General features: G+C 69.0%; 26 protein-coding genes and 1 pseudogene. 20 read left to right on the top strand and 7 right to left on the bottom strand.

The features are described 5' to 3' along the window. The first annotated feature begins 128 nt into the window (after nucleotides 1-128). Nucleotides 129-587, top strand: coding sequence for a DMT family transporter (locus tag AB2385_RS11995; RefSeq protein WP_367655236.1), 459 nt, complete (start codon nucleotides 129-131; stop codon nucleotides 585-587). Here the strand turns inward: AB2385_RS11995 and pdxK are convergent. Further along, the gene (gene pdxK / locus AB2385_RS11990; protein WP_367655235.1) at nucleotides 584-1,396 is read right to left on the bottom strand and encodes a pyridoxine/pyridoxal/pyridoxamine kinase; all 813 of its coding nucleotides are present in this window, start codon (nucleotides 1,394-1,396) and stop codon (nucleotides 584-586) included. The genes AB2385_RS11995 and pdxK overlap by 4 nt on opposite strands. A 215-nt stretch (nucleotides 1,397-1,611) precedes the next feature. On the opposite strand from pdxK, the gene AB2385_RS11985 reads away from it, so the two are divergent. Beyond that, nucleotides 1,612-2,262 (top strand): DUF1444 family protein, encoded by a 651-nt coding sequence (locus tag AB2385_RS11985; RefSeq protein ID WP_367655234.1) that lies wholly within the window; start codon nucleotides 1,612-1,614, stop codon nucleotides 2,260-2,262. Nucleotides 2,263-2,355: 93 nt separating this feature from the next. On the opposite strand, the gene AB2385_RS11980 is transcribed toward AB2385_RS11985, so the two are convergent. Continuing rightward, the gene (locus AB2385_RS11980) at nucleotides 2,356-2,883 is read right to left on the bottom strand and encodes a hypothetical protein (RefSeq protein ID WP_367655233.1); all 528 of its coding nucleotides are present in this window, start codon (nucleotides 2,881-2,883) and stop codon (nucleotides 2,356-2,358) included. Between the two features lie 449 nt (nucleotides 2,884-3,332). Here AB2385_RS11980 and AB2385_RS11975 point away from each other — a divergent pair, with 449 nt between their 5' ends. From AB2385_RS11975 to AB2385_RS11910, 14 genes are all read left to right on the top strand, one after another. Further along, nucleotides 3,333-4,652: an NCS2 family permease gene (locus AB2385_RS11975; protein ID WP_367655240.1), complete on the top strand. Its 1,320-nt coding sequence runs from the start codon at nucleotides 3,333-3,335 to the stop codon at nucleotides 4,650-4,652. A gap of 151 nt (nucleotides 4,653-4,803) precedes the next feature. Then, a complete protein-coding gene (gene purB, locus AB2385_RS11970) occupies nucleotides 4,804-6,117 on the top strand; it encodes an adenylosuccinate lyase (RefSeq protein WP_367655239.1) in 1,314 nt (437 codons plus the stop codon). Further along, on the top strand, nucleotides 6,114-6,281 hold the full coding sequence (locus AB2385_RS11965; RefSeq protein WP_367655232.1) for a hypothetical protein: 168 nt from the start codon (nucleotides 6,114-6,116) through the stop codon (nucleotides 6,279-6,281). Before purB ends, AB2385_RS11965 begins: the two co-directional genes overlap by 4 nt. 173 nt (nucleotides 6,282-6,454) lie before the next feature. Continuing rightward, a complete protein-coding gene (locus tag AB2385_RS11960) occupies nucleotides 6,455-7,339 on the top strand; it encodes a phosphoribosylaminoimidazolesuccinocarboxamide synthase (protein ID WP_367655231.1) in 885 nt (294 codons plus the stop codon). A gap of 90 nt (nucleotides 7,340-7,429) precedes the next feature. Next, on the top strand, nucleotides 7,430-8,029 hold the full coding sequence (gene purQ / locus AB2385_RS11955) for a phosphoribosylformylglycinamidine synthase subunit PurQ (RefSeq protein ID WP_367655230.1): 600 nt from the start codon (nucleotides 7,430-7,432) through the stop codon (nucleotides 8,027-8,029). Beyond that, nucleotides 7,930-8,136, top strand: a complete 207-nt coding sequence (locus tag AB2385_RS11950) for a phosphoribosylformylglycinamidine synthase subunit PurQ (protein WP_367655238.1) — start codon at nucleotides 7,930-7,932, stop codon at nucleotides 8,134-8,136. The genes purQ and AB2385_RS11950 overlap by 100 nt, the downstream gene beginning before the upstream one ends. Next, a complete protein-coding gene (gene purL / locus AB2385_RS11945; RefSeq protein ID WP_367655229.1) occupies nucleotides 8,129-10,465 on the top strand; it encodes a phosphoribosylformylglycinamidine synthase subunit PurL in 2,337 nt (778 codons plus the stop codon). The genes AB2385_RS11950 and purL overlap by 8 nt, the downstream gene beginning before the upstream one ends. Beyond that, nucleotides 10,450-11,997: an amidophosphoribosyltransferase gene (gene purF / locus AB2385_RS11940; protein ID WP_367655228.1), complete on the top strand. Its 1,548-nt coding sequence runs from the start codon at nucleotides 10,450-10,452 to the stop codon at nucleotides 11,995-11,997. The genes purL and purF overlap by 16 nt, the downstream gene beginning before the upstream one ends. Beyond that, entirely contained in the window at nucleotides 11,990-13,114 is a 1,125-nt protein-coding gene (gene purM, locus AB2385_RS11935; protein ID WP_367655227.1) for a phosphoribosylformylglycinamidine cyclo-ligase, read from the top strand. The genes purF and purM overlap by 8 nt, the downstream gene beginning before the upstream one ends. After that, a complete protein-coding gene (purN, locus tag AB2385_RS11930) occupies nucleotides 13,111-13,737 on the top strand; it encodes a phosphoribosylglycinamide formyltransferase (RefSeq protein ID WP_367655226.1) in 627 nt (208 codons plus the stop codon). The genes purM and purN overlap by 4 nt, the downstream gene beginning before the upstream one ends. Before the next feature lies 1 nt (nucleotide 13,738). Beyond that, nucleotides 13,739-14,221 (top strand): NUDIX domain-containing protein, encoded by a 483-nt coding sequence (locus tag AB2385_RS11925; RefSeq protein ID WP_367655225.1) that lies wholly within the window; start codon nucleotides 13,739-13,741, stop codon nucleotides 14,219-14,221. Between the two features lie 2 nt (nucleotides 14,222-14,223). Beyond that, entirely contained in the window at nucleotides 14,224-15,828 is a 1,605-nt protein-coding gene (gene purH / locus AB2385_RS11920) for a bifunctional phosphoribosylaminoimidazolecarboxamide formyltransferase/IMP cyclohydrolase (RefSeq protein WP_367655224.1), read from the top strand. A gap of 80 nt (nucleotides 15,829-15,908) precedes the next feature. Continuing rightward, nucleotides 15,909-17,177, top strand: coding sequence for a phosphoribosylamine--glycine ligase (gene purD, locus AB2385_RS11915; RefSeq protein ID WP_367655223.1), 1,269 nt, complete (start codon nucleotides 15,909-15,911; stop codon nucleotides 17,175-17,177). Between the two features lie 321 nt (nucleotides 17,178-17,498). Further along, nucleotides 17,499-19,481, top strand: coding sequence for a putative bifunctional diguanylate cyclase/phosphodiesterase (locus AB2385_RS11910; RefSeq protein WP_367655222.1), 1,983 nt, complete (start codon nucleotides 17,499-17,501; stop codon nucleotides 19,479-19,481). On the opposite strand, the gene AB2385_RS11905 is transcribed toward AB2385_RS11910, so the two are convergent. After that, nucleotides 19,399-19,758, bottom strand: coding sequence for a hypothetical protein (locus AB2385_RS11905; RefSeq protein ID WP_367655241.1), 360 nt, complete (start codon nucleotides 19,756-19,758; stop codon nucleotides 19,399-19,401). The genes AB2385_RS11910 and AB2385_RS11905 overlap by 83 nt on opposite strands. 68 nt (nucleotides 19,759-19,826) lie before the next feature. Then, nucleotides 19,827-19,958 (bottom strand): annotated as a pseudogene (locus AB2385_RS11900) (alpha/beta fold hydrolase); the annotation flags it as partial. Nucleotides 19,959-20,253: 295 nt separating this feature from the next. Between AB2385_RS11900 and AB2385_RS11895 the strand changes: the two are divergent. The 3 genes from AB2385_RS11895 (at nucleotide 20,254) to AB2385_RS11885 (ending at nucleotide 21,898) form a co-directional block, all read left to right on the top strand. After that, nucleotides 20,254-20,997 carry an SIMPL domain-containing protein gene (locus AB2385_RS11895; protein ID WP_367655221.1) on the top strand — a complete coding sequence of 248 codons (744 nt, stop codon included), beginning with the start codon at nucleotides 20,254-20,256 and terminating at the stop codon, nucleotides 20,995-20,997. Nucleotides 20,998-21,171: 174 nt separating this feature from the next. Then, nucleotides 21,172-21,357, top strand: a complete 186-nt coding sequence (locus tag AB2385_RS11890) for a hypothetical protein (RefSeq protein WP_367655220.1) — start codon at nucleotides 21,172-21,174, stop codon at nucleotides 21,355-21,357. Between the two features lie 238 nt (nucleotides 21,358-21,595). Continuing rightward, complete coding sequence (locus tag AB2385_RS11885; protein WP_367655219.1) at nucleotides 21,596-21,898, top strand: YerC/YecD family TrpR-related protein; 303 nt, start codon at nucleotides 21,596-21,598, stop codon at nucleotides 21,896-21,898. Nucleotides 21,899-21,995: 97 nt separating this feature from the next. On the opposite strand, the gene AB2385_RS11880 is transcribed toward AB2385_RS11885, so the two are convergent. The 3 genes from AB2385_RS11880 to AB2385_RS11870 form a co-directional block, all read right to left on the bottom strand. Next, entirely contained in the window at nucleotides 21,996-22,580 is a 585-nt protein-coding gene (locus tag AB2385_RS11880; protein ID WP_367655218.1) for a hypothetical protein, read from the bottom strand. Between the two features lie 186 nt (nucleotides 22,581-22,766). After that, complete coding sequence (locus AB2385_RS11875) at nucleotides 22,767-24,143, bottom strand: tyrosine phenol-lyase (RefSeq protein WP_367655217.1); 1,377 nt, start codon at nucleotides 24,141-24,143, stop codon at nucleotides 22,767-22,769. 121 nt (nucleotides 24,144-24,264) lie between these two features. After that, nucleotides 24,265-26,133, bottom strand: coding sequence for a monovalent cation:proton antiporter family protein (locus tag AB2385_RS11870; protein ID WP_367655216.1), 1,869 nt, complete (start codon nucleotides 26,131-26,133; stop codon nucleotides 24,265-24,267). Between the two features lie 430 nt (nucleotides 26,134-26,563). On the opposite strand from AB2385_RS11870, the gene AB2385_RS11865 reads away from it, so the two are divergent. Beyond that, nucleotides 26,564-26,767, top strand: coding sequence for a hypothetical protein (locus AB2385_RS11865; RefSeq protein ID WP_367655215.1), 204 nt, complete (start codon nucleotides 26,564-26,566; stop codon nucleotides 26,765-26,767). Nucleotides 26,768-26,904 lie beyond the last annotated feature (137 nt).

The following is a 26,904-nucleotide window of genomic DNA, read 5'->3' as shown; positions in this document are numbered from 1 at the left end:
GCCAGGCGGGATGCCCGCCTGGCCGCAGCGCTCTGCACGGCGCCCGGCAGAGGAGTTCTCCTGCCGGCGCCGAACACGATTAACCTTGACCGTTACCTTATAGCGAGGTTTGGTGAGGAGGCGGCTTCATGGCTTCCTGGGTGACATGGCTGCTCATCGTCGCCGGCGGAGTGGCCGGCGCCCTGCAGGCGCCGATCAACACGACCCTCGCGCGCCACACCGGGCCGATCCCGGCGTCGCTGGTTTCCTTCACCGTGGGCGCTCTTACCATGCTGGTGCTCACGCTCTTCACCCTCCGGGGCCAGGGCATCTCCGGCCTGGCCGGCGGCATCGCCGCGGCACCGCCCTGGAGCCTGGTGGGGGGCATCTGCGGCGCCGTGGTGGTCACCGCGGTGATCGTGGGCACCGGCTCCATCGGGGTCAACGCCACCCTGAGCCTGCTGACCGGCATTCAGCTCATCGCCGCGCTGCTGATCGACGCCGTCGGCTTCGGCACCGTCGGGCCGATCCCGATCCGCTGGCCGCAGGTGGTCGGCGTTCTCCTCATGATCGTCGGGATGAAGTTGGTCCTTACCCGCCAGCCCTAGTTGTCGCCGAAGGCGCGCAGGGCGCCGTGCATCACGGGTCCCACGAACTGGTTGAGGCGGAAGCCGTGGCGGATGGCCGCGCTGACGAACCGCTTGGCCGTGCGGACCGCCTCCGGCACGCCGGCCCCCTTCGCCAGCTCGGCCGTGATGGCCGCCGCCGTGGTGCAGCCGGCGCCGTGGGTGAACCCGTGGGTGACCCGCTCGGCTTCCAGGAGGGTGAACTCCCGGCCGTCGTAGAACAGGTCCACCGCCTTCTCCACGCCCTGCAGCTTCGTGCCGCCCTTGATCAGCACGTTGCGGGCCCCGGCCTCGTGGATACGGGCGGCGGCCTCCTTCATGTCGTCCAGCGTATGAATGGGCGGCCGCTGGGCCAGCTGCGCCGCCTCGAAGAGGTTCGGCGTCACCACAAGGGCGCGCGGCAGCAGCAGCTCCCGGATGGCGGCCGCATGGTCGGGCATCAGCACCTCGTCGGTTCCCTTGCAGACCATCACCGGGTCGATGACCACCCGCTCGATGCCGAACTGCTCCAGCTTGCGGGCGACCAGCTCCACCACCGCCGCCGAGGCGAGCATGCCGGTCTTCAGAGCGTCGACGCCGATGCCCTCGAAGACGGTGGTCATCTGGGCCTCCACCAGCGCGAGGTCCAGGGGAAAGACCTGGTGGTTCCAGTTGTTGTGGGGGTCCATGGCCACGATCACGTTGAGCACGGACATGCCGTAGACACCGAGCTCCTGGAAAGTCTTCAGGTCGGCCTGAATGCCCGCGCCGCCGCTGGTGTCGGAGCCGGCGATCGTCAGTGCCTTGTACATTCCCATTCCCCTCCCGCTGTGCGATCGGTCTCACCTGTCATGGTGCCGTCCGCACCTTTGGCCGTCAACAGCCAGAACCATCCAAAATTGGATGGGTCCAATTTGCGCACAGATGGCTGGTTCAAAGCAGAACTTGCTCCGTTCCTGCACCGAACTGCGCGGCGATTCCGTCTAACCCCGCGCCGAAGCCGTTGCAACGGAAGTGGGGTGACGCGATGGGCAGGAGGCTTGTGGGCGGCGCGCGTACGGTACTCTGGCCGGAAGGCGGGCCGGGGGTACGCCGGCCGCGCGGTCCCGGCCTGGAGGAGGTGCGGGGCCGGCTGCTGCCGCAGCTGGTGCCGTACTGGCTGGTGCCCGAGGAGTACCGGGGCGACCGCGACCTGGCGGCCATCCCCCATCTGGGCGAGGTGGCGGTGGCCTTTGTTGTGGACGAGCCACACCGGTATACGTACATCGACTACGCGATGCTGGGGCACTGGAACATGGCCAAGGCGGACCTGCTCGCCCTCGCCCTCGCCAACCTGGCGCGCTCCTATCGGCCCGCGACCCGCCGCGGGGCTGGTCATCACCTCGCCCTGGTGTGGCAGGCGCGGGACGGCTATGACGCCGCCCGCCTGCTCCTCACTCGGCGGCTCTGCGAGGCCGCCGCGCTGGTTCCGGGGAACCCCGTGATCGCGGCGCCCCACCGCGACCTTCTGATCATGTTCGGCGACGCCGACCCGGTCTTCGTGGCGGAGATGGCCGAGTTCGTCGACGTGGCGTTCAACCACAGCCCCTACCCGGTCTCGCCGCAGCTGTACACGCTGCGGGAAGGAACGCTTCAGCTCTACCGGCCCGCGGGGGGCCACCCGCGCATGCTCCACTGAACGCCGGAGGGCGGGCTGCGGCGGGGCGCCTGGAAACAGCGGGGTCCGGCCACCGCTCGGGTGTCCGGACCCTCGCGTTTTCGCTTGCAGCCACTACTCCTCGAGCTGGGGCCGCTCCATCGTGCCCAGGCCGGCTGCGGCGATGGCCTGTGCGATATAAGGCCAGTACTGGCGAATCTGGCGGTTGGACTGGCGGACGAGCCGCAACATGCGCTGGACGTCGGCGTTGTTGCGCACCGCGGCGGGAAGCGCCCGGACCGCCTCCTGTGCGGCCTGGCGGCGGGCCACGAAGCGGGAGAGGTTATAGCCCAGACTCTCGAGGGCGCGGCGGTCGCCCGTCCGCAGGCGCTGCAGGGCGCCCATCGCGGCAATCTGGTGATGCAGCTCGTGCAGTTCGATCTCGGTGAAGCGCTGGAATGCGGGATTGTTCCGCACCTCGGGGAGGCGCAGGGCGTCCACGTGATGGCTGTGGGCCACGGCGGTGCCGGGCAGGGTCTGCTGGAAGAACCGGCCCAGGGGCTGCACAGGCACCCGCGCAGCGCCCACGGGCCACCCGGGCGCCGCCGACCCCGGCGCCGGGAGCCCGCCTCGCTGCGGCCAGGGCGCAGGGCCGTACATCATCGGAGTTTCCCCCCTTCGCATCATTCTGTCCGTTCTGGCAACAGGTTATGTAAATGCGAACGGAATGGACCCTGGTGTCCCAACCCGATCGGTAAGGTCCGAACGATTTCTGGACAAGTGATAAAAAAGTTCGGGTTTCCCGTTGACAGCGGCTGCGCCGATCCGTAGAGTGGAAGTAGAGGCCGGTGCGAAAACCGGCTGCGGAGGAAAGTGTGCCTAGGGTTCCGCGGCGTCGTCCCCGGCGCCGGTCAGCGACCAAGCGGCACAGGCCGGGAGCGGCCCGGCTACACCGATGGGCGAAAAACCCGGGCGGGCAGGTTTCACTCCAGGCGGGAGTGCACCTGCCCGCCTCAGTTCTTGGTTCGACAGGCGCTCATCGGTCCCACCACTCATTTCCTCTGAGGAGGCGTTCCGCTGTGGCTGTTCGTGAGGCGATTCGTCCGAATGACATGTCGCCGGGGTTCCTCGACCGCGTGTTCAAGCTCACGGAGCACGGCACCACCGTCAAGACAGAGGTTCTCGCCGGACTGACCACCTTCGTCACGATGTCGTACATCATCGCTGTCAACCCCAACATCCTGTCCACCGGCACCGGCATGGAGCCCAGCGCCATCTTCATGGCCACGATCCTGGCCGCTGCGCTTTCCACCCTGGTGATGGGCCTGGTGGCCAACTGGCCGGTCGCCCTGGCGCCGGGCATGGGGCTGAATGCGTTCTTCGCCTTCACGCTCTGCGGCATGCTCCAGCTTCCCTGGCAGCAGGCCCTGGGTGCGGTCTTCATCTCAGGCGTGCTGGCCCTCATCGTCACCATGACCGGCCTGCGGGAGCTGATGATCCGGGCCATTCCGGAGTCGCTCAAGCACGCCGTCTCCGCCGGCATCGGCTTCTTCATCATGCTGATCGGCCTCATCCACGCCGGCATCGTCCAGGCCGACCCGAACACCACCATCGCCCTGGGTCACCTGAACGATCCGAAGACGCTGCTGTCCATCATTGGCCTCATCATCACCGGGGTGCTGGTGGCCCGCAAGGTGACCGGCGGCATCCTGCTGGGCATCCTGATCACCACTCTCGTCGGCATTCCCATGGGCATCACCCATATGCCGGAGACGTGGTTCTCGGCGCCGCCCTCGCTGGCCCCGACCTTCCTGCAGCTGAGCTTCGAGGGCCTGTTCAGCGCCAAGATGTTCGCCGTGATCTTCGCCATGTTCTTCGCCGACCTGTTTGACACGATCGGCACCTTCGTCGGCGTCGCCTCCAAGGCCGACATGATCGACAAGGAGGGCAACCTGAAGGGCGGCACCCGGGCGCTGATCGCCGACTCCTGCGGCACCATCATCGGCTCGCTGCTGGGCACCTCCAACACGACGACTTATGTGGAGTCTGCGGCCGGCGTCTCCGCCGGTGGACGCACCGGGCTCACGGCCGTCACGGTGGCGGTCCTCTTCCTGCTGGCCTCCTTCTTCTCCGGGGCCTTCCTGGCGATTCCGGGCGAGGCCACCGCTCCGGCCCTCATCATCGTCGGCGTCATGATGGCCTCCTCCATTACGCAGATCGACCTGGACGACTTCAGCATTGCCCTGCCGGCCATCATCACGGCCCTGATGATGCCCTTCACCTACTCCATTGCAGAGGGCATGGCCTTGGGCTTCGTGGCCTACGCCGCCATCAACCTGTTCACGGGTCAGCACCGCAAGGTCCACTGGATGATGTGGGTGCTTGCCGTCTTCTTCATCGTCTACTTCGTCATCGACGCACTGGGACTGTAGCGGCGTATCCTCAAACCCCAGATCAACCCTGGCGCAGTACGACGCGGGGCTCGGGCAGAACCCCGGGCCCCGCGTCTGCTCTTGCGGCCCCGGCGCCGGAAGGCTACGCTGGAGGCGGGGAAAACCTGTCCGCAAGAGGGAGAGGATGCCAATGATCGAGCGCTACACCCGGCCGCGCATGGCGCAGCTCTGGTCGGCGGAGAACCGGTTCCAGAAGTGGCTCGAGGTGGAGCTCCTGGCCTGCGAGGCCTGGGCGAAGCTCGGGGTCATCCCCGCCGACGCTGTGGAAGAGCTGAAGGCCCGCGCCTTCACCGTGGACGAGGCATTCGTCCGGCGCGTGGCCGAGATCGAGGCGACGACCCGCCATGACGTGATCGCCTTCACCCAGGCCGTGGCCGAGCGCATCGGCCATCCGGCGGCCCGTTACATCCATTACGGACTCACCTCCACCGACGTCGTGGACACGGCCCTCTCCGCCGTGCTGAACGAAGCGGTGCAGGAGGTGCAGAAGGGGCTGGATGGCCTGATCGCCGCCCTGGGCCGGCAGGCCGTGCGCTACAAGGATACCCTGATCATGGGCCGCACCCACGGCGTGCACGCCGAGCCCACTTCTTTCGGCCTGAAACTGGCCGTTTTCTACGCCCAGTTCAAGCGTGACAGCGCCCGGCTGGAGCAGGCCCGCCAGTCTATCGCGGTGGGCAAGCTCTCCGGGGCGGTGGGCAACTACGGCAACATCGACCCCTTCGTAGAGCAGTACGTGTGCGAGAAGCTGGGGCTCGCGCCGGCCGACATCTCCACGCAGGTGCTGCAGCGCGACCGGCACGCGCACCTGCTCACCACCCTGGCCATCCTGGGCTCGTCCCTGGACAGCCTGGCCATCGAGCTCAGGCTGCTGCAGAAGACAGAGACCCGCGAGGTGGAGGAGCCCTTCTCGCCGGGCCAGAAGGGTTCCAGTGCGATGCCGCACAAGCGGAACCCGGTAACCCTCGAGCAGATCTCCGGGCTCAGCCGCATCCTGCGGGCCAACGCCGTCGCCGCACTGGAGAACGTGCCGCTCTGGCACGAGCGCGACATCTCCCACTCCTCCGTGGAGCGGGTGATCCTGCCCGACTCCACCATCCTGGCCGACTATCTGCTGGCCAGGATGACCTGGGTCGTCGAGAACATGCACGTCTACCCCGAGAACATGAAGCGCTCCATGCAGGCCTCTTACGGCCTCACCTCCTCCGGGTCGGTGCTCCTGGCCCTGGTGGAGAAGGGGCTCTCCCGGGAGCAGGCCTACGCCATCGTGCAGGAGCGGGCCATGCAGGCCTGGTCCGAGGGCATCCACCTGCGCCGGCTGCTGGAGCAGGACCCGACGGTGCAGTCGCTCCTCACGCCGGCGGAGCTGGACGCCGCCTTTGACCTGAGGCACCATCTGCGCCACGTGGACACGATCATGAAGCGACTGGGGTTGATCGAATGACCGGCATCGGGAGCATCGTGGTGGGCGCGCTGGCCGGCCTGATGGTCACGGTGCTGGTCACCTACCTCTGGCCCCGGCGCCTGAGCCGTCACCTGGGAGCGCTGGTGGGGGCGCTGCTGGGATTCGCAGTGGCCCTGTTGTTGATGACCCAGCTCGAGATCTGATTGGGGGAACCGGGGGAGCGGGCGGGAGCCTGAGGGGCCGGCACGCCTGCGTGCGGCCGCAATCTGGTCTTACCGATGAAGGCGCCTGCCTGATGCAGGTGGCGGGCCCGCCGGGCTTCCGGCCGGGGCCGCCTGCATGGGGCAGGCCGCCGTGATTTCAAGGGGGTAGTGGCATGGACTGCTTGCTGGAGGTGCCCGACCTTGGCCTGAAGCGGCTGCACCGGGGCAAGGTCCGCGAGGTGTTTGAACTGGACGCGGACCGGCTCCTCATGGTGGCCACCGACCGGCTCTCAGCCTTTGACGTGGTCTTTCCGCAGGGCATCCCGGGCAAGGGTCGGGTGCTCACGCAGATGAGCCTGCTCTGGTTCCGGGCCACCGAGCAGCTTGTGCCCAATCACCTGCTGACCGAAGACCTCTCCGGCCTGGGCCTGCCGGAGGAGGCCATGCCCCTGCTGGAGGGGCGGTCCATGGTAGTCCGCCGGGCCCGGCGGATCGATGTGGAGTGCGTGGTGCGGGGGTACCTCGCCGGCTCGGGCTGGAAGGAGTACCAGGCGAGCCGTTCGGTCTGCGGGGTCCCGCTGCCCGGGGGGCTCCGGCTCTCGAGCCGGCTGCCCGAGCCCATCTTCACGCCGGCCATCAAGAACGACGCCGGCCACGACGAGAACGTCTCGGAAGAACGGGTGCGGGCGCTCTACGGCGACGCGGTGACCGACTTCATCAAGGAGAAGTCGCTGGCGCTCTACCGCTATGCGGCGGAGGCGGCGGCCAGGGCCGGGATCATCCTCGCCGACACCAAGTTCGAGTTCGGCTGGGTGCAGGGAGAGATCGTGCTGATCGACGAGGTCTTCACCCCCGACTCCAGCCGCTACTGGTCGGCCGACCGGTACCGGGAGGGGGCCCCGGTGGACAGCCTGGACAAGCAGCCGGTGCGCGACTACGTGGAGCGAATCGGTTGGAACAAGCAGCCTCCGGCCCCGGAGCTGCCGGAGGCCTTGATTCAGGAGACCGCCCGGCGCTACGCGGACGTGCTGGAGCGGCTGCGGCGGGTGCTGGCCTAGAGGCCGCACGGGGCTGCCGGGAGGGGGCAGGCCCCGACACTTGCGGTCTGCGCGTGGGGGGCGCAGCGGATCTTGGGGGAGGTAGCGCAGGTGCGGTTTGGCATCGTGGTCTTCCCGGGCACCAACTGTGAGATGGACACGTTTCACGTGCTGTGTGGGGTCATGGGGCAGCAGGTTGACTACGTGTGGTACGAAACGCGCGACCTCTCGCATTACGACGCCATCGTCATCCCCGGCGGCTTCTCGTACGGCGACCGGGTGCGGGGCGGGGCCCTGGCCCGCCACACCCCGGTGATGGAGGCGATCGCTGCCTTTGCCGCGCGGGGCGGCCTGGTGCTGGGCATCTGCAACGGCTTCCAGATTCTCACCGAGGCGGGGCTCCTGCCGGGCGCTTTCCGACCCAACGCCCACGGGCGGTACCGGTGCGGCTGGAGCCATGTGCGGGTGGAGAACGCGACCACCCCCTTCACCCGGGCCTGCGGGCCGGCCCGGGTGCTGAGAATCCCCGTGAGCCACGGGGAGGGCAACTACCAGGCGGATTCGGACACGTTGCGCGCGCTGAACGAGAACCGCCAGGTCCTGTTCCGCTACTGCACGCCGGAGGGGGAAGTCACCCCGGGGCCAACCCCAACGGGTCGGCGGAGAACATCGCCGGCATCGTCAACCGGGCCGGCAACGTCGCCGGCCTGATGCCCCACCCCGAGCGGGCGAGCGAGGAAGTCCTGGGTTCCGCGGACGGGCGCCTTCTGTTTGCGTCGATGGTGGAATTCCTGACGGGGAGGGTCATCCGTGTCTGAGCTACAGCAGCCCTGGAGTCTGGTGGGCCTCACGGAGGCGGAGTACCGCCGTGTGGTGGAGGTCCTGGGGCGGGAGCCCAACTACACCGAACTGCAGATGTTCGGTGTGATGTGGTCCGAGCACTGCGCCTACAAGCACTCGAAGGCCGCCCTGCGGCGGCTTCCCACCCGTGGCGAGCGGGTGCTGCAGGGCCCGGGCGAGAACGCCGGTGTGGTGAAGATCGACGACGATCTGGCCGTGGCGTTCAAGATCGAATCCCACAACCACCCCTCCTTTGTGGACCCCTTCAACGGTGCGGCCACGGGCGTGGGGGGCATCCTGCGGGACGTCTTCACGATGGGCGCCCGCCCGGTGGCCACGCTGAACTCCCTGCGGTTCGGCCCGCTGGACGATCCCCGGCAGCGCGAGTTGCTCAGGGGCGCGGTCGCCGGCATCGGCCACTACGGCAACACCGTCGGAGTGCCCTGCATCGGCGGCGAGGTCTACTTCGACGAGTCCTACCGGGGCAACTGCCTCGTCAACGCCATGTGCATTGGCATCGTCCGGCCCGACCGCATCCACCGGGGCATCGCCGCCGGCCCGGGCAACGCCCTCATGGTGGTGGGCGCCCCCACGGGGCGGGACGGCATCCACGCCGCGTCGCTGCTGGCCTCGGCCGAGTTCAGCGGCGAGGAGCGGGAGACTGACCTTCCCACCGTGCCCGTGGGCGACCCCTTCGCCGAGAAGATGCTGATGGAGGCCTGCCTGGAGCTGTTCGAGACCGACGCGGTGGTCGGCATTCAGGACATGGGTGCCGCCGGCCTCATCTCCTCGTCCGCGGAGATGGCGGCCCGGGGCGGTGTGGGTGTGGAGCTGGACGTGCGCAAGGTGCCCGCCCGGGAGGAGGGCATGGAGCCCTGGGAGTTCCTCCTTTCCGAGTCGCAGGAACGCATGCTCGTCTGCGTGAAGAAGGGGCGCGAGGCCGAGGTCGAGGCGATCTGCCGGAAGTGGGGCGTGGGCTGCGCCGTGATCGGCCGGGTGACAGACGACGGCATGGTGCGGGTGCTGGACAGTGGCGAGGTCGTGGCCGAGGTGCCGGCCAGGGCCCTCGCGAGCGCCCCGGTCTACCATCCGGAGAAGGCTGAGCCCGCCTACCTCGCCGAGCTGCGGGCCTTCGACTGGTCGGTGCTCCCGGAGCCCGAGGACTGGAACGGGACGCTCCTGCGGCTCCTGGGTTCGCCCAACATCGGCTCCCGGGCCTGGATCTACGAGCAGTTCGACCACATGGTGCAGGCGGGCACCGTGCTGGGGCCCGGCGGGGACGCCGGCGTCATCCGGCTGGGCGCGGCCGTCTCCCCCGGGGCGCACGATCTCACCCGGCAGCAGTCCGGCGCGGAGCTGCCCGGCCGGCCCGGCCAGGCGGTCCCGCCGAGGGGCATCGCAGCCTCGGTGGACTGCAACGGCCGCTACGTGTACCTGAACCCCCGCCGGGGCACCGCCATCGCCGTGGCCGAGGCTGCTCGCAACTGCGTGGTCACCGGCGCCCGGCCCGTGGCCATCACCAACAACTGCAACTTCGGCAATCCCGAGAAGCCGGAGATCTTCTGGACCTTCGATGAGGCGATCTCCGGCATGGCCGAGGCGTGCGAGGCCCTGGGCACGCCCGTCACCGGCGGCAACGTCTCCTTCTACAACGAGACCAGCGGCGAGCCGATCCACCCCACCCCGACGATCGGCATGATCGCCCTGCACGAGAACCTCGACCGTCTGACCACCCCGGGCTTCAAGCAGGCCGGCGACGTCATCCTCCTCCTGGGCGAGACCCGGGACGAACTGGGCGGCTCCGAGTACGCCCGGCTGATCCACGGCGTGCTCGCCGGAGATGCTCCCGCCCTCGACCTCGCCTTCGAGAAGCGCCTGCAGGACGCGGTGCTCAGGGCGATCCACGAGGGCCTGGTCACCGCCGCCCACGACGTGGCGGAGGGCGGCCTTGCGGTCGCCCTGGCGGAGATGGCCGTCGCCGCCGGCGATCCGGCCCTGGGCTGCCAGGTGAGCGTCTTCCTGGGCGAGGGTCGCGTCGATGGCCAGATCTTCGGCGAGTCCCAGTCCCGCATTCTGGTCACGACGACCCGTGAGCAGGTGGGACGCCTGGAGGCGCTGCTGATGGTCGAACAGATCCCCTTCCGCGTCCTGGGCGACGTGACCGCGGACGGCCGCTTCCGGCTGGCCGCCCTGGCTCCGGGGAGCCAATCGGCCCACGTCTACCGGCGGCAGGAGCTGATCGACCTGCCGGTGGCGGAGCTGGCGCGGGCCCACAAGGAGGCGATCCCCCGGTGGATGGACGAGTGATCGTCCCGCCCCCGGGGCCGGCGCCGCGGCCCGGCCAGGCGGTGCCCGGCGCCGATCCCACCCTGGGCCTGGCGCTGGAGCCCTACCTGGCGGGGCTCGCGACGAACCCGGAAAAAGGCCCGGTGGACGAGTGCGGTGTGTTCGGCATCTACGGCTGCGCCGGGGCGGCCCGGGTAGTCTACCACGCCCTGATCGCCCTGCAGCACCGGGGGCAGGAGTCGGCGGGCATCGTCGCCGCCCGGGGCAGGAGCCTCACCGCCCACCGGGGGATGGGCCTCGTGAGCGAGGTGTTCGAGAAGCCCGAAACCCTCGACCGGCTCGCGGGCGATGTGGCCATCGGCCACGTGCGCTACTCCACCGCCGGGGCCTCCCGGCTGAGCAACGCGCAGCCCATCGTCGTGAACACCCGGCGCGGAGGGCTTGCCCTGGCGCACAACGGCAACCTGGTGAACGCGTTCCTCCTCCGCCGGCAGATGGAGGAGGAGGGCGCCATCTTCGCCACGGGCGTCGACACCGAGGTGCTGGCGCACCTCATCGTCCGCTCCCGGGCGGCGACCCTGGAGGAGGCGGTGGTCGACGCCATCGGGCAGGTGCGCGGCGGGTACGCCCTGCTCATCCTGGCCGAGGACCGGCTGATCGGCCTGCGCGACCCCCACGGCATCCGGCCGCTGCAGCTGGGGCGGCTGGACGGCCGGTGGGTCCTGGCCTCCGAGTCCTGCGCCTTCGACACCATCGGCGCCGAGTTCGTGCGCGAGGTGGCGCCGGGCGAGATGATCACCATCAGCGAGGGCGGCAAGCTCCGTTCGCAGCCGGCGATCCGGGGAGCGACCCCGCCCCGGCCCTGCATCTTCGAGTTCATCTACTTCGCCCGGCCTGACTCGCAGCTGGAGGGGGCCAACGTCCACAGCGTGCGCAAGGCGATGGGGCGTGAGCTCGCGCGGGAGGCGCCGGCGGAGGCCGACATCGTCATCGGCGTGCCCGACTCCTCCATCTCGGCGGCGACGGGGTACGCGGAGGAGTCCGGCATCCCCTATGAACTGGGGCTGGTCAAAAACCGCTACATCGCCCGCACCTTCATCCTGCCGTCGCAGGCCGGGCGCGAGTCGGCCCTGAAGCTGAAGCTGAACCCGCTGCGCAAGGTTATCGAGGGCAAGCGGGTGGTGCTGGTGGACGACTCCATCGTGCGGGGCACCACCTCCCGCCACCTGGTGAGTCTGCTCCGGGAGGCGGGGGCGCGGGAGGTGCACATGCGCATCGCGTCGCCGCCCTACCGGCACGCCTGCCACTACGGCATCGACACCTCCCGGTCCAGCGACCTGATCGCCCGGGGGCGGGAGGTCGAGGAGATCCGCGATGCCATCGGCGCCGACTCGCTGGCGTTCCTGTCGGTGGAGGGGATGGTGCGGGCCACCGGCCGGCCGGCTGACGGGCGCCACGGCTTCTGCCTGGCCTGCTTCACGGGCGACTACCCCGTTCCCGTTCCGGAGGGCATCGAGGCGTACGAACTGGAGGAGGGCTGCGGCGATGACTGACCGGGGTCTCACCTACGCCGACGCGGGGGTGGACCGCGAGCGGCACTACCGGTTGGTGGAGCGCATTGCGGCCCACGCCGCCCGGACGCTCGGGCGCCCGGGGACGCTCACCGGCATCGGCGGCTTCGGCGGGCTCTTTGCGCCGGACCTCACGAAGTACCCCGATCCCGTCCTGGTGAGCGGCACCGACGGCGTGGGCACCAAACTGAAGCTGGCGTTCCTCACGGGCCGGCACGACACAGTGGGCATCGATCTGGTGGCGATGTCGGTGAACGACATCCTCTGCCAGGGGGCCGAGCCGCTCTTCTTCCTGGACTACATCGGCACCGGCCGGAAGGACCCGGCGGTGCTGGAGCAGGTGGTGAAGGGCATCGCGGACGGGTGCCTGGAGGCCGGCTGCGCTCTGATCGGCGGCGAGACGGCGGAACTGCCCTCGCTGTACGCCCCGGGCGAGTACGACCTGGCCGGCTTCGCCGTGGGCATCGTGAACCGCGACCGCCTCATCACCGGCGGGCGCGTGGCGCCGGGCGACAGGCTGGTGGCCCTGGCCTCCAGCGGGCTGCACTCCAACGGTTACTCCCTCGCCCGGCGGGTGCTCCTCAAAGTGGACGGCGGCGCCTTCGCCCTGGACGAGCGGCCGCCCGAACTGGGCGGCCAGACGGTGGCCGAGGCGATGCTCACGCCCACCCGCATCTACGCCCGCACGGTGCTGGCCCTGCTGCAGCGCTTCGACGTGCGCGGCATCGCCAACATCACCGGGGGCGGACTGCACGAGAACATCCCCCGCATGCTGCCCGCCGGCTGCCGGGCGGTGCTCCACCGCTCCACCTGGGAGGTGCCGCCGATCTTCCGGCTGATCCAGCGGCTGGGGCCGGTGGAGCAGGCGGAGATGGAGGCCACCTTCAACCTGGGGATCGGCATGGTGCTGGCCGTGCCGGCTGACCAGGCAGAGGCGGTGGCCGCCGCGGCGCGGGAACTGGGCGAGACGGCCTGGGTCGTGGGCGAGGTGGTGGCGGACAGCGCCGCGGGCGGCGGTGCCGCAGCCGGCCCGGATGCCCTGGACGGAGGCGGGGCCCCGGGCGGTTACGGCGTGTCCCGGGTGGAGGTGCGGCCATGATCCGCATCGGCGTGCTGATCTCGGGCAATGGTACCAACCTGCAGGCAATCCTGGACGCCTGCCGGGAGGGGCGCATTGACGGGGAGGTCGTGGTGGTGATCTCCGACCGGGCCGACGCCTACGGGCTGGAGCGGGCCCGCCGGGCCGGGGTGGAGGCGATCCACGTAGATCCCGGTGACTACCCGACCCGCACGGCCTTCGACCGGGCCCTGGCCGAGCTGCTCCTGGCCCGGAACGTCGACCTGGTCTGTCTCGCCGGGTACATGCGGCTGGTGCGGAAGCCGATGCTCACGGCCTTCCCGAACCGGATCCTGAACATCCACCCCTCCCTGCTCCCGGCGTTCCCCGGGCTGGACGCCCAGGGGCAGGCGCTCGCCTACGGCGTGAAGGTGGCGGGCTGCACTGTGCACTTCGTGAACGAGGGCATGGACGAGGGGCCGATCATCCTGCAGGCGGCCGTTCCGGTCCTGGAGGACGACACGCACGAGACGCTGCGGGCGCGCATCCAGGTGGAGGAGCACCGCATCTATCCGCGGGCGGTGCAGCTCTTCGCGGAGGGCCGCCTGCGCATCGAGGGGCGCCGGGTGCGCATTCTGGACCAGCCACAGAAGGGAGATTCGTAGCATGGGACGGCAGTTCGTGATGGGCCTGGGTCTGGTGGAGGAAGAGGACCAGCTGGTGGTGGTGCGCAACCGCTGGCCCATCGGCGACGTGTGGTCGCTGCCCGGGGGGCAGCTGGAGGTGGGGGAGTCGCTCACCGACTGCGTGGTGCGGGAGGTGCAGGAGGAGACCGGGCTGCTCGTGGCCCCGGTGGAACTGGCTTACGTGCTGGATACCCACAACCTGGTGCACGACCAGCACTTCCTCGTCCATGTGTTCTCCTGCCGCCTGGTGGCGGGGGCGCTGCGGGTGCCCGAGAAGGACGAGTACGTGGTGGACGTGCGCTGGGTGAAGCGGGACGACGTGGCCCGGTACATCACCTGGCCCACCTACCGCGACCCGCTGCTGGCCTACCTGGCCGGCCACGAGCAGCGCTACTGGCTGGATCGGGACGGGTACCGCCCGGAGCAGGGGAAAGGGCCGGTCCCGCGGGAGAAGGAGGAGTAGAGATGGGCGTGAAGCGGGCCCTGATCAGCGTCTACGACAAGAGGGGAATCGTGGAATTCGCCAGGGGACTGGCGGACCTGGGGGTGGAGATCATCTCCACCGGCGGCACGTACCGGGCCCTGCACGGCGCCGGGGTGCCCGTGCGGGAGGTGGCCGAGGTGGCCGGCTTCCCCGAGATCCTGGACGGGCGGGTGAAGACCCTGCAGCCGCAGATCCACGCCGGCATCCTGGCGATCCGGTCCAACCCGAGGCACATGGCGCAGCTGGCGGAGCACGGGGTGGCCCCCATCGACCTGGTGGTGGTGAACCTCTACCCGTTCCGGGAGACGGTGGCCAATCCCGCGGTGACCCTGGAGGAGGCCGTGGAGCAGATCGACATCGGCGGCCCGGCGATGGTGCGGGCAGCGGCGAAGAACTGGCAGGACGTGGGCGTGGTCGTAAACCCCGACAGGTATGAGGCAATCCTGGCGGAACTGCGGGAGACCGGCGGCCTGTCGCTTCAGACCCGCTTCGCCCTGATGTTGGAGGCGTTCCAGCACACCGCCGCCTACGACGGGGCCATCGCGGGCTGGCTGGCCTCCCGGGGGCGGGAGCTGGTCGCCGCCAGGGCGCCGGGGCAGGAGGCCGGCGACGGGGCTTCGGGCGGGGCCGCCTCGCCCTTCCCGGACACGCTCACCCTCACCTTCACCAAGGTGCAGGATCTCCGCTACGGCGAGAACCCGCACCAGGTGGCGGCCTTCTACAGCGACGGCACCGCCGGCGGAACCGTGATCGCCCGGGCGCGGCAGCTGCACGGCAAGGAGCTCTCCTACAACAATATCAACGACGCCCACGCGGCGCTGGAGCTGGTGAAGGAGTTCGATGAGCCGGCCGCGGTGGCCATCAAGCACGCCAACCCGTGCGGCGTGGCGGTGGCGCCCACGATTGCCGAGGCGTTCCGCCGGGCCTACGAGGCCGACACGGTCTCGATCTTCGGCGGTATCGTGGCCCTGAACCGCCCCTGCGACCGGGAGACGGCCGCACTGCTCAGCAAGATCTTCCTCGAAATCGTGATCGCCCCGGACTTCGAGCCCGAGGCGTTGCAGGTGCTCACCAGGAAGAAGAATCTGCGGCTGCTGGCCGTGGGCCCCATCGACCGGAACCCGCCCGCCGGCTTCGACCTGAAGCGCGTGGGCGGGGGCCTGCTGGTGCAGGGCTGGGACGCCGTCCAGGAGGATCCGGCGTCCTGGAAGCCGGTGACGGCGAAGGCGCCTACGCCGGAGCAGCTCCGCGACCTGGCCTTTGCCATGAAGGTCTGCAAGCACGTGAAGTCCAACGCCATCGTCGTGGCGAAGGGCGGCCAGACGCTGGGCGTGGGGGCCGGCCAGATGAACCGCATCGACGCCGCCCGGTTCGCCCTCCGGCAGGCCGGCGACGCGGCGAGGGGTGCCGTGCTAGCCTCCGACGCCTTCTTCCCGTTCCCGGACGTGGTGGAGGCGGCCGGCGAGGCGGGCATCGCGGCCATCGCCCAGCCCGGCGGGTCGATCCGGGACGAGGAGTCGATCACCCGGGCCAACGAACTCGGGATCGCCATGGTGTTCACGGGGGTACGCCACTTCAGGCACTGACGCTCACGCACGAGGTCCCCGGGCGGGCGGTGCATTCGGGGGCAGTGGAGATCCGGGGAAGAGGGGGAGGACCGCACAGGATGAAGGTGCTCATCGTCGGCGGGGGCGGGCGGGAGCACGCCCTCGCCTGGAAGGCGATTCAGAGCCGGCACATCGACGAGCTGCACGTGGCGCCGGGCAACCCCGGGATCGGCCGGTTTGCCTGGTGCCACCCTGAGGTGAAGGCTACCGACGTGGCGGGACAGGTGGAACTGGCCCGCCGGCTCGGCATCGACCTGGTGATCGTCGGGCCCGAGGAGCCGCTGGCGACCGGCCTGGTGGACGCGCTGGCGGAGGCGGGCATCCGTGCCTTCGGCCCCACCGCCGCTGCGGCGCGCATCGAGGCCTCCAAGGCCTTCGCCAAGGAAGTGATGGCGGCCGCCGGGGTGCCGACCGCCAGCTACGCCGTCTTCAGCGACTACGACGCCGCTCTGGCCTACGTGGAGGCGCACCCGGGCCCCCTCGTGGTCAAGGCCGATGGGCTGGCCGCGGGCAAGGGCGTGCGGGTGTGCGCCGGCGTGGAGGAAGCCCGGCAGGCGCTGCGCGCCGCCATGGTGGAGGGCGCCTTTGCCGGGGCGGGCCGGCGGGTGGTGATCGAGGAGGTGCTGGAGGGGGAGGAGGTCTCCGTCCTCGCCTTCAGCGACGGGCGCACCGTGAAGCAGATGGTGGCCGCCCAGGACCACAAGCGGGTGGGCGAGGGTGACACCGGCCCCAACACCGGCGGGATGGGCGCCTACGCCCCGGTGCCCTTCTACACGCCGGCGGTGGCGGATGCGGTGCAGCGCACAATCCTCGAGCCGACCATCGCCGAACTGGCCCGGCGCGGGACGCCCTTTGTCGGCTGCCTCTTCGCCGGCCTGATGCTGACGGCGCAGGGGCCGAAGGTGGTGGAGTTCAACGCCCGCTTCGGCGATCCCGAGACCCAGGTGGTGCTCCCCCTGCTGGAGAACGACCTGTTGGAGGTCATCGGCGCCTGCCTGGACGGGCGGCTGCACGAGGTGGAGCTCCGCTTCCGGCCGGAGTCTGCCGCCGTCGTCGTGCTGGCCTCGGCCGGCTACCCCGGCGCGTACCAGAAAGGCCTCCCCATCGGCGGGCTGGTGGAGGCCGAGGAGACGGGCGCCACCCTCTTCCACGCCGGTACCGCGTTCAACGACGAGGGCGTGCTGGTCACCGCCGGTGGGCGCGTGCTGGGGGTGATGGCCACCGGCCCCACCCTCGCCGCGGCACTGGACCTGGCCTATGCGGGGGTCGAGCGGGTCCGGTTCGAGGGCCGGGTTTTCCGGCGGGACATCGGCCGCAGGGCGCTTTGACGCCGGCTCTGCCGCCGGGCCCCGGCGGAGCGCCGCTTCCCGACGGTCTGTGCCCTCCGGCGTTGCGCCGAGCGCCGATTTCCTGCGCCGAACCTCAACTCCCTCTGTTCCCGGAACGTGTCTTTGTGTAAAGTTAACTTGGGTACATTCTTTGTACGGGCTCCGGAAGGGAACATGAGGGATAGCATGATCCATTTGCGAACTGATCTGCTGACGTATGGCGCCGCTGGAGTACTTTTTCTCCAGGGTCTGATGATTGGTATACTTCCGCACCAGTTCCTGACCCCCTATGTGCATCGAGGTCAGGCGCTGAGCGCCGCGATGGCCGCGCTGTATGTGGCCGGAAGCGTCGCGCTGCTGACGATTGCCCGCCTGCGGTCAGACGGGCCGCGGCGGGTTGTGCTTTACGTAGGTGCGCTCATGGCGCCGACGCTGCTCACCGCGCTGTCCCTCCTCGCGGGTTGGTGGCTCGGCGCCTTCTTCTATGGCGGTGTGACGCTGGCGCTGCTGACGGCCCCGTGGCTCCTGCGCCGGGAGCGCCAGTGGCAGCGGGAGAAGGAGCGCACCGAGCGGTTCCTGCGCGAGAGCGAGGAGCGCTTCCGCGGCGCCTTCCACGCCGCCCCCATCGGCGTGGCCCTGCTGACCTCCGACCGGCGCTGGCTGCAGGTGAACGGGGCCCTGTGCGCGATGCTGGGTTACGCCGAGGACGAGCTGGTGGGGAGGCCCGTTGACGATTTTGTCCATCCCGAGGACCGCGTCGGCGACAACTGCCCGCTGGCCAGGAGCGCCTTCGTGGACGGCCGGCGCGGCATCTGCCGCCGCGAGCGGCGCTTTTACCACAAAAGCGGCCGCATAGTCTGGGTCGAGCAGACTTGCAGCCGCATCGATCAGGGGAACGAGGGGTTCTACTTCATCACCCAGTTCCAGGACGTGACCGACCGCAAGGAGGCAGAGGCGCGGCTCCGGCAGATGGCCAGCCGTGACTCGCTCACCGGCCTGTACAACCGCCGGGCCTTCCAGGCGGAGCTGGAGCGCCACCTGGACCTGGCCCGCAAGCACCGCGTGCGGGGCGCGCTGCTGTTCCTGGACCTGGACCTGTTCAAGTTCGTCAACGACACGCTCGGTCACCCGGCGGGCGACCAGGTGCTGGTGCGGGCGGCGGAGATCATCCAGCGGCACCTGCGCCCCACCGATATTGCCTCCCGGCACGGGGGCGACGAGTTTGCCATCCTCATGCCGTACACCGGGCGCGAGGCGGTCACGGTGGCCGAGGCGGTCCTGAAGGGGCTCCAGCAGGAGCCGATCACCGTCAAGGGCCGGCGCATCACGGTGACCGGCTCGATCGGCATCACCTTCTTCCCGGAGAACGGCCTGTCGGCGGAGCGGCTACTGGCCCAGGCCGACATGGCCATGTACAAGGCGAAGGAGTCGGGGCGGAACACGGTCGTGGTCTTCGAGGAGAACGACGACTGGCGCGACGAACTGGCCACGAAGCTCTCGTGGGACCAGCGCCTCCGGGAGGCGCTGCGGCAGAACCGCTTCGTGCTGCACGCCCAGCCGATTCTCGACCTGACCACGGGGAAGGTGTCGCGCCTCGAACTGCTGCTCCGGCTGGTGGGAGAGAACGGCGAATTGATTGCCCCCGGCGAGTTCCTCGCGGGGGCAGAGCGCTTCGGACTGATTCAGGAGATCGACCGGTGGGTGCTGCGGGAGGCCATCCGGCTGATGGCCGAACATGGGGAGAGCGAGGTCGAGGCGTTCGAGGTGAACCTCTCCGGCAAGACCATGTCCGACCCGGGCCTCGCCCGCATGATCAAGGAAGAACTGGAGCAGCGGCGGGTAGACCCGTCGCGCCTGGTCCTGGAGATCACCGAGACCGCGGCCATCGGCGACCTGGAGCAGGCGCGCCGGTTCATCACCGCCATGCGCTCACTGGGCTGCCGCTTCGCCCTGGACGACGTCGGCTCCGGCTTCTCCACCCTCCACCTGCTCAAGCACCTGCCGGTGGACTACCTCAAGATCGACGGCGCCTTCATCCGCAACCTCCCCACCGAGTCGGCCGACCAGCACCTGGTGCGGGCGATGGTGGCCATGGCCCGGTCGCAGGGGCAGAAGACCATCGCCGAGTTCGTCGACAGCGAGGAAACATTGAAGCTGTTGCGGGAGTTCGGCGTGGACTACGCGCAGGGCTACCTGGTGGGCCGGCCGAGCACGGAGTGGCTCAGCCTTGCGTCGAAGGGTGATGGCCCGCCCGGTTCAGGTGGCGGCGGAAGTGGTTCAGGAACGTCTCCTGCTGTTCAATGAACGGCGAGTGGCCGGCGTTGGCCACGACCACCTCTTCGTAAAACCCGCCGGCGGCGCGATACCGGTCCAGCACCAAGCGGGTCTGCGCGATCATCGGCTGCGGCGGACAGGCCTCGGCGCCCGGCCATCCCGGCACGGCCCCGAGCTGTCCGAGGTAGGCGAGGTCGAACATCGAAGTGTCGCTGACGATCGGGTCGCTGTCACCGCGAATCCAGAGCACGGGCGGCTTGGGCGTGACGTCGGCGAAGCCGGCCAGGTTGTGGTACTTGGGCGCCATGGCGTTGTTGATGCCCCGCCGCCGCCCATGGACCAGCCGGCGAGGTGGAAGCGGTCGAGTCCGAGGGTGTCCACCAGGGCGGCCAGGTCATCTGCCCAGTCACCGCAGCCGCGGGTCGCATCGACCGGCAGCGGTTCGGTATCGCCGTAGCCGCGCAGGTCAGGGGCGATGGTGTGGTACTCGTCGCCAAGGGCCAGCATCAGGTCTTCGTAGAACACCGAGGAGCTGCAGTTGCCGTGCAGGAGCACGATCGGAACCGGACCGGAGCCCGCCTCGCGGATGTGAACCTTCAGCCGCGGGGTTTGAACCGTGCGTCGGCGGATTTGCGTTGACATACCGAGTCATACCTCCTTTCCGCCACCGAATGGATACGCTGCCGCGCAAGACGGCTCCTGCGCGACCCGGGATTTCTGGTAAGGGATAGTTATTTCTGCACCGGACTCCGGGCGTGCCCCCGTCTAACGGACGAGATTCTCCCACAGGAGGGAACGAGGAATGAAACGCGGATTCGTTGCTGCTCTTCTGGCCGGGCTCCTGGTCGCCAGCCTCGCCTTCTTCGCCCCGCCCGTTCACCCGGCTAAGGCCGCGGAGACCCAGGACACGGCGCGGACCCTCACCGTGACCGGGCGCGGCCAGCTGGACGCGAAGCCCGACACCGCGGTGATCTCGCTGGGCGTGAGCGAGCTCCGGTCGACGCCGATCGAGGCCTACAACGCGCTGCAGGCGAGCATCACCAAGATCGCCGAGGCCGTGCAGGCCATGGGGATTAAGGAAGATCAGATCCAGACCAGCATCTTCAACCTGAGCGCCGAGTACGACTGGTCCCAGGAAAAGGGCCGGCAGCTGGTCGGCTACCGCGCCACCAACACCCTCACCATCACCACGCAGGAACTGGACAAGGTGGCCAACCTGATCCAGGCGGCTGTGGAGGCCGGTGCCAACGAGCTGAACGGCGTCAGCTTCTCGGTGAAGAACTCCGACAAGCTGCTGGAAGAAGCCCTGAAGCTCGCGGTGGACGACGCCAGGGCCAAGGCCAACCTGGTCGCGGGTGAGTTGGGTGCGAAGGTGGCCCGGGTGCAGTCGGTCTCCGTGCAGGACCAGGGTGTTTCTCTGGTTCGGGCCAAGGCGGAAGCCGAGGGCATGAGGATGGACGGCGGGGCTGCGGCCGCAGCCGTGCCGGTGTATAGCGGCACCACGATGTTTTCGGCCGCGGTCTCGGTCACGTTCGAACTGGAGTAACGTACTCATGAGAGTCTCGCCACCGGCCGGGGGCAGTTGCCCCCGGCCGCTGCGCGACACGCCGGGGGCAGGCGGCAGTCGTTCGCGGAATCGACCGACTCATGCAGGGAACGGCAGCGGCGGCACATAAATAACAAAAGCGACGAAAAAGTCCAACCGCTGGAGGGGTCCGCCGTGAAGTCGGTTCTGGGACTGGGACTGATCGACCTGGCACTGGGTATCCTGCTGATGGCCCCGCTGTCGATGGCCCTCAGGCGCCACGAACACCTGTCCACCGCGTTCTTCCTCCTGTTCCAGGTCTGTTCCGTCGTGGGCATGGTTCTGGTGGCGGTGGCCGGACTGCTCGCGGTGGCGGCGTGACGGCAAGGGTCCTCCCCCGTTCCCGGGGGGAGGACCCGATTCTGTTGTCCCTGCGCACCAAAGAGGTGCGGGCGGGCGTTCTGCGGCCTGGGGCCCGCTGCAACGGCGGGCCGGACCGTCGTGGAGGAATAACGTGGCATTTCTGCGTGTGGGCTTGTCCGGCACGAAAGGGGTTTTCGTTCGCGAAAGCGAATATACTCTCGGATGGATATGCGCTGTGCTGGGAGGGATCCCGTGCATGCCGGTCAACGAGAAACTCCGCGATGAACTGACCGATAAGCTCTTCGAGGCGATGCTGACCTTGAAGACCGTCGACGAGTACTACCGCTTTTTTGAGGACATAGCGACCATCGGGGAGATCAAGGCTCTCGCACAGCGGCTCGAGGTGGCCAAGATGCTGGATGCGGGCATGACCTACGAGGACATCGTTGCGGCCACGGGTGCTAGCACGGCCACCATCAGCCGGGTGAAGAAGTGCCTCAACTACGGGGCCGATGGGTACCGGCTCGTATTGGAACGGCTCAAGCAGCGCGGCCAGTAAGGACCGACGCGCAGCGGCACAGGGACAAGCCCCCTGTGCCGCTTTTGATGTACTGAAGGGATGGCCAACCCCGCCTGGGCCCGCACACGGCCGGCGTTCAGGCCGTCCTGGCCGATTCCCACGCCTGCTGGCCGACCAGCGCCTGGATGGCCGTTCCCGCCTGCGCCAGGACGCCGTCCGCAGCGGCCGCGGACTGGACGAGGCTGCCCATCAGGCCGTGCTGGGCGGAAGGGACGAGGGCGAGCACCTGATCGGCCGCCGCGCGTACCCGCGGCTGGGCGCGGCTCAGGTGGTGGAAGGCCGTGGCCAGGTTCATAAGTACGTTCGCAGATGCCTCACCGCACAGGATCCGCCGGATGGCTCCCAGCGTGGCCCCGTGGTAATAGAGGGCCTCCTCAGCGCTGCGCACCGCCTCCTGCAGCCTCGGCGAGGGCCGTGTGGCGGTCGCCTCCAGGAGCAGCGAGACCAGCGCCTGATAACCGGGGAAGAGCTGTTCCAGCGACCTGGCCACGTGCACGAGTTGCTGTGCGAGCATCGGCGGCTGCGCCCCGTTCGGGCTCGTCGGGAAGGGAGCGGGGGCTACCGGAGCGGCCTGCGGCGGGGCCTGCAGCGGGGCCTGGTAGGCGTACGTGGCCACGCCGGGCCAGCCCGCCGGAATCGGCTGGGTAACGGGCTGCTGCAAGTTCCTTCCTCTCCTTTCGCGCACAAGAGTTCAGGTTCAGCGTATGTGGCCGCGCCTCATGGGGTGACGCCGCGGGCGGCTGGGCCCTTCCGCACTGACGGTGTCATGACAAACGGCAGGGCAGCCCTGCGCGGGCTGCCTTGCCGGCTGGCCGGGATGACCACAAAGGGTGGCCGACCCAGGCCTTCAGACGATCGGCTCGAAGCGGGCGGTGAAAAACCGGAGCGTGGGCGGCTCGTAGACCATGCGGAGACCCCGGATGGTATCCCGGTGCTCCCACAGGTGTTTCACCGAGTAGGCCACCACGTCCATATGCCGGTCGGTGTAGACCCGACGCGGGATCGTCAGCCGCACCAGCTCCAACTTCGGGTAGATGTTCTCGCCTGTCCTGGGGTCGCGCCCCGCCGAGACGGCGCCGCGCTCCATGGCGCGCACGCCGGAGTCCACATACAGCGCCGCCGCCAGGGCCTGGGCGGGGAACTGCTCCTGCGGGACGTGGGGCAGGAAGGCGCGGGCGTCCAGCATCACCGCGTGGCCGCCGATGGGGCGCACGATCGGAATGCCCGCCTCCAGCAGCTGCTCGCCCAGGTAGCGCACCTGGTAGATGCGGTGGGCGATGTAATCGTCGTCCACCATTTCGTAGATCCCCTGCGCAACGGCCTCCATGTCCCGGCCGGACATGCCGCCGTAGGTGGGCATGCCCTCAAAGATCACCACCTGCTCCCGGGCCTTCTGGAGGATCCACTCGTCGTTCATGGCCAGGAAGCCGCCGATGTTCACCAGGCAGTCCTTCTTCGCCGACATGGTGCAGCCGTCGAAGTAGGACATCATCTCCCGCAGGATCGCCCGCACCGGCTTGTCCCGGTACCCCTCTTCCCGCTCCTTGATGAAGTAGGCGTTCTCCACCGCTCGGGTCGCGTCGCACCACATGCGGATGCCGTGCCGGTCGCAGACGGACCGCACCGCGCGCAGATTGGCCATGGAGACGGGCTGGCCGCCGGCCATGTTCACGGTAAGGGCTACGTTGATGTAGGGGATGTTCTCGGCGCCCACCCGGTCGATCAGCGCCTCGAACTTGGCGATGTCCACATTGCCCTTGAAGGGGTGTTCCGCCTGCGGGTCGTGGGCCTCGTCGATGATGACGTCGACGAACGTGCCGCCCTGCAGCTCCTGGTGGGTGCGGGTGGTGGTGAAGTACATGTTGCCGGGGATGTAGTGGCCGGGCCGGATGAGGATGCGGGAGATGAGGTGTTCCGCCCCGCGCCCCTGATGGGTGGGAACCACGTACTTGAAGCCGTACACCTCCCGCACCGCCTCTTCCAGGCGGTAGAACGAGCGGGCGCCGGCGTAGGCCTCGTCGCCCATCATCAGCACGCTCCACTGCCGGTCGGACATCGCGTTGGTGCCGGAGTCGGTCAGCAGGTCGATGTAGACGTCCTCGCTCTTGAGCAGGAAGGTGTTGTACCCAGCCTCCTGGATGGCGCGCTCCCGTTCCTCCCGGGTCGTCATGCGGATGGGCTCCACGGCTTTGATCTTGTACGGCTCTGCCATCGGTCGCTGCATGGATCAGACCCCCTGTCAGGCTCGGTTGGGCTCTAAGTCCAGTATAGGGAGCAGCGAACTGTCAGAACAACCCGACTTTACCTGAATAAAACAGCACAGTTAGACAGGGGGAAAGGGCGCCTCACCCCGTGAGCCGCCGCATCTCCTCCCATGCCTCCGGAGGCCCGACCACGGTCAGCAGGTCGCCCTGCTGCAGGACGGTGTCGCCGTGGGGCACGATCTTCGCCGGGCCGCGCCGCACCGCGACCACCAGCACGCCGGCCGGAAGAGGCGCATCCCGCAGGGCGGTGCCCACGAGCGGGCCCCCGGCGAGGAGGAAGTCCTGAATCTGCACGTCCTGGTCCGCACCGGTGAACAGTTCGGTCGCGGCGGGGCTCGCGAGCAGGCTCTCCACGAGGAGGGCGGGGGCGAGGTCGGGGTTCACGGCCTCCAGCCCCTCCTGCCGGGCCTCGGCCAGCCCCGACGGGCTCGTGGCGAAGAGGATGGCGCGGGGAATGCCGAATTCCCGGCGTCCCAGCCGCGCGGCGGCCAGGTTGGAGCGCTCGTTGCCCGTGAGCGCGAGCAGGGCGCGGGCTCGCTCCGCTCCCGCCTGCCGCAGCCCCGCCGCGGAGGCGGGATCGGCCAGCACCGCCTGAATGCCGGCCGCGGCGAACTCCTGCGCACGGTCGGGGTGCTCATCCACCGCACATACCGGAATCCCCTGCGCCAGGAGCCGGCGGCCTACGTGCAGCGACAGCCGGTTCATGCCGGCCAGAACTACCGACCGGCGTTCGGGGGTCGCATCGGCATCGCCGAGGATGCGGTTGAACAGGAGGGGGCCGAGGATGGCCGTGGTGATGGCCACCAGCACGACGGCGGCGTGGGTTGAAGCACCGTAGGCCCCTACGGTGTGGGCCACGGCCGAGGCGGCGATGGTCACCGACATCTGTGTCGTCAGCAGGACCATGCCGGCAAGGGTGCGGCGCGGCGGGTGCCAGATGGCCAGCAGGAGGCCGGGCAGCGCCTTGACCACCAGCGTGCCGCCCAGGAGGAGCGGCACCAGTGCGAGGGCGGCGGGGTCGGCGAGCAGGGCGTGCAGATCAAACTCGACGCCCACCATCACGAAGAAGACGGGGATGAGGAAGCCAAAGCCCAGTGCGTCCAGCTTGTGGGTGATCTCGTCCCGCTGGGGGCCGGCCAGCATCGAGAGCAGGAGCCCGGCCAGGAACGAGCCGAGGATGGCCTCGACGCCCACGGTCTGCGCCAGGGCAAGGAACACCAGCATGAGGGCCCAGGCCGCCCGCACACCGATCTGCGCCGTGCCCCCGCTGAGACCCTCCAGGAGGTTGAACCGGCTGAGCCAGCGGGCGACCAGGTACACCGCGGCGCCGAAGACCACCAGGACCAGGATCCAGAGCGCTTCCACCGCCGAGCCGCTCACCCTCACCGCTGCGAGCACCGAAAGGCCCAGCATCGGCAGGAAGTCGGCGATCACTGCGGTGGAGAAGAGCACCTGGCCGAAAGGATCCCCGAGCAATTGTCGGTCCTTGAGCACCGGCAGGATGATCGACAGGCCGCACGTGGTGATGATCAGCGTGAGGAAGAGCGGCTCCTCTACCAGTCCGCGCTGCTGGAGCAGCCCGGCGAACCACCGGGCGCCGTAAATGGTGAGCAGAAACAGCACCATTCCCAGGGCCAGCGGGTGGTGCAGGCGCGCCAGCCACTCCGGGCGCCCCTTCGGGCGGGCACCTCCGCCGGCGAGCGCGGCCAGGTCGACCTCCATCCCGGCGAGGAACATCAGGGCGCCGATTCCCAGGAAGTTGAAGATGGAGAGCAGCTCGTCGCCCTGGACCAGGCCGAGGCCGCTCCGGCCGACCAGCATGCCGGCCAGGATTTCGCCGGCTGCGATGGGGATGCGCACCCGCTTCAGCCGGTTGAGCAGGAGCGGAACCAGAAAGGCCAGAACCGCGACCAGGACGAGGCTGCCCAGCGCCGGGCCGTGATGGGGCATGCCGTCCACCCTTTCCTGTATCGAGTATGAGATTTTAGTATTATATCATGCCCCGCCGTTGGCCTCAGGTCAGCCCCCCGAGCGCGGCCCGGCGCCGCGCCCCCGTACGCACCGACCACTGTCGCCAGGCCGCCTTGATCCTCCTCACGAACATCTCCCTCGCAACGGCCAGGAACACCGCGCCCCCCAGCGCGAACGGAAAGCCCATGCCCAGCGTCATCAGCAGCAGCCCGCCCACCTGGGCGAAGGCCGAGTCCCTGGGGTCCCACGGAAACGCCGCTCTATCGCCAATGCCTGTAGCCCGGGAGTACCCTGTTCTGCAGGCTGCGACCGGCATTCGACACGCGCGGCTCACCGCCGCTTACCAACCACTGCCTTCCCTCACCTCCAACCGCTCAATTCTGATAACTCTCGAGAGGAGATGATTACAGTGTTTACCGCCTACACCCCCATAGACAAGTGCGTCGGCCGCGAAATCGAAGTGCATTCCGGCGGCGAGACGTACAGGGGCATGCTCGCTGGAATTTACTCTTTCGGCGAACGGACGATTCTGGTCGTCACGCCCATGACGGAGCCCGGCGTGGAGTGGCACATTCCGCTCGGCGGCGCGGTGGTAAGACTGCAAGCCGAGTGAGCCCCGAGGGAGATTGCGGGCAGACCCGCGCCAGGATTTCGCCGGAGTGAACCCGGTCGAGACGCGCACAATGTGGCTAACTCGGTAACAGGGCTCTGACTATCCGAACGGATCGGCGCCCCAACAAGAGGAGGCAA

It is taken from the genome of Symbiobacterium sp. (assembly GCF_040797425.1).
In the GTDB taxonomy this organism is placed as follows: domain Bacteria; phylum Bacillota; class Sulfobacillia; order Symbiobacteriales; family Symbiobacteriaceae; genus Symbiobacterium.
Note: the sequence above shows the minus strand (reverse complement) of the source record. Positions and strands in the feature narration are given on the sequence as shown.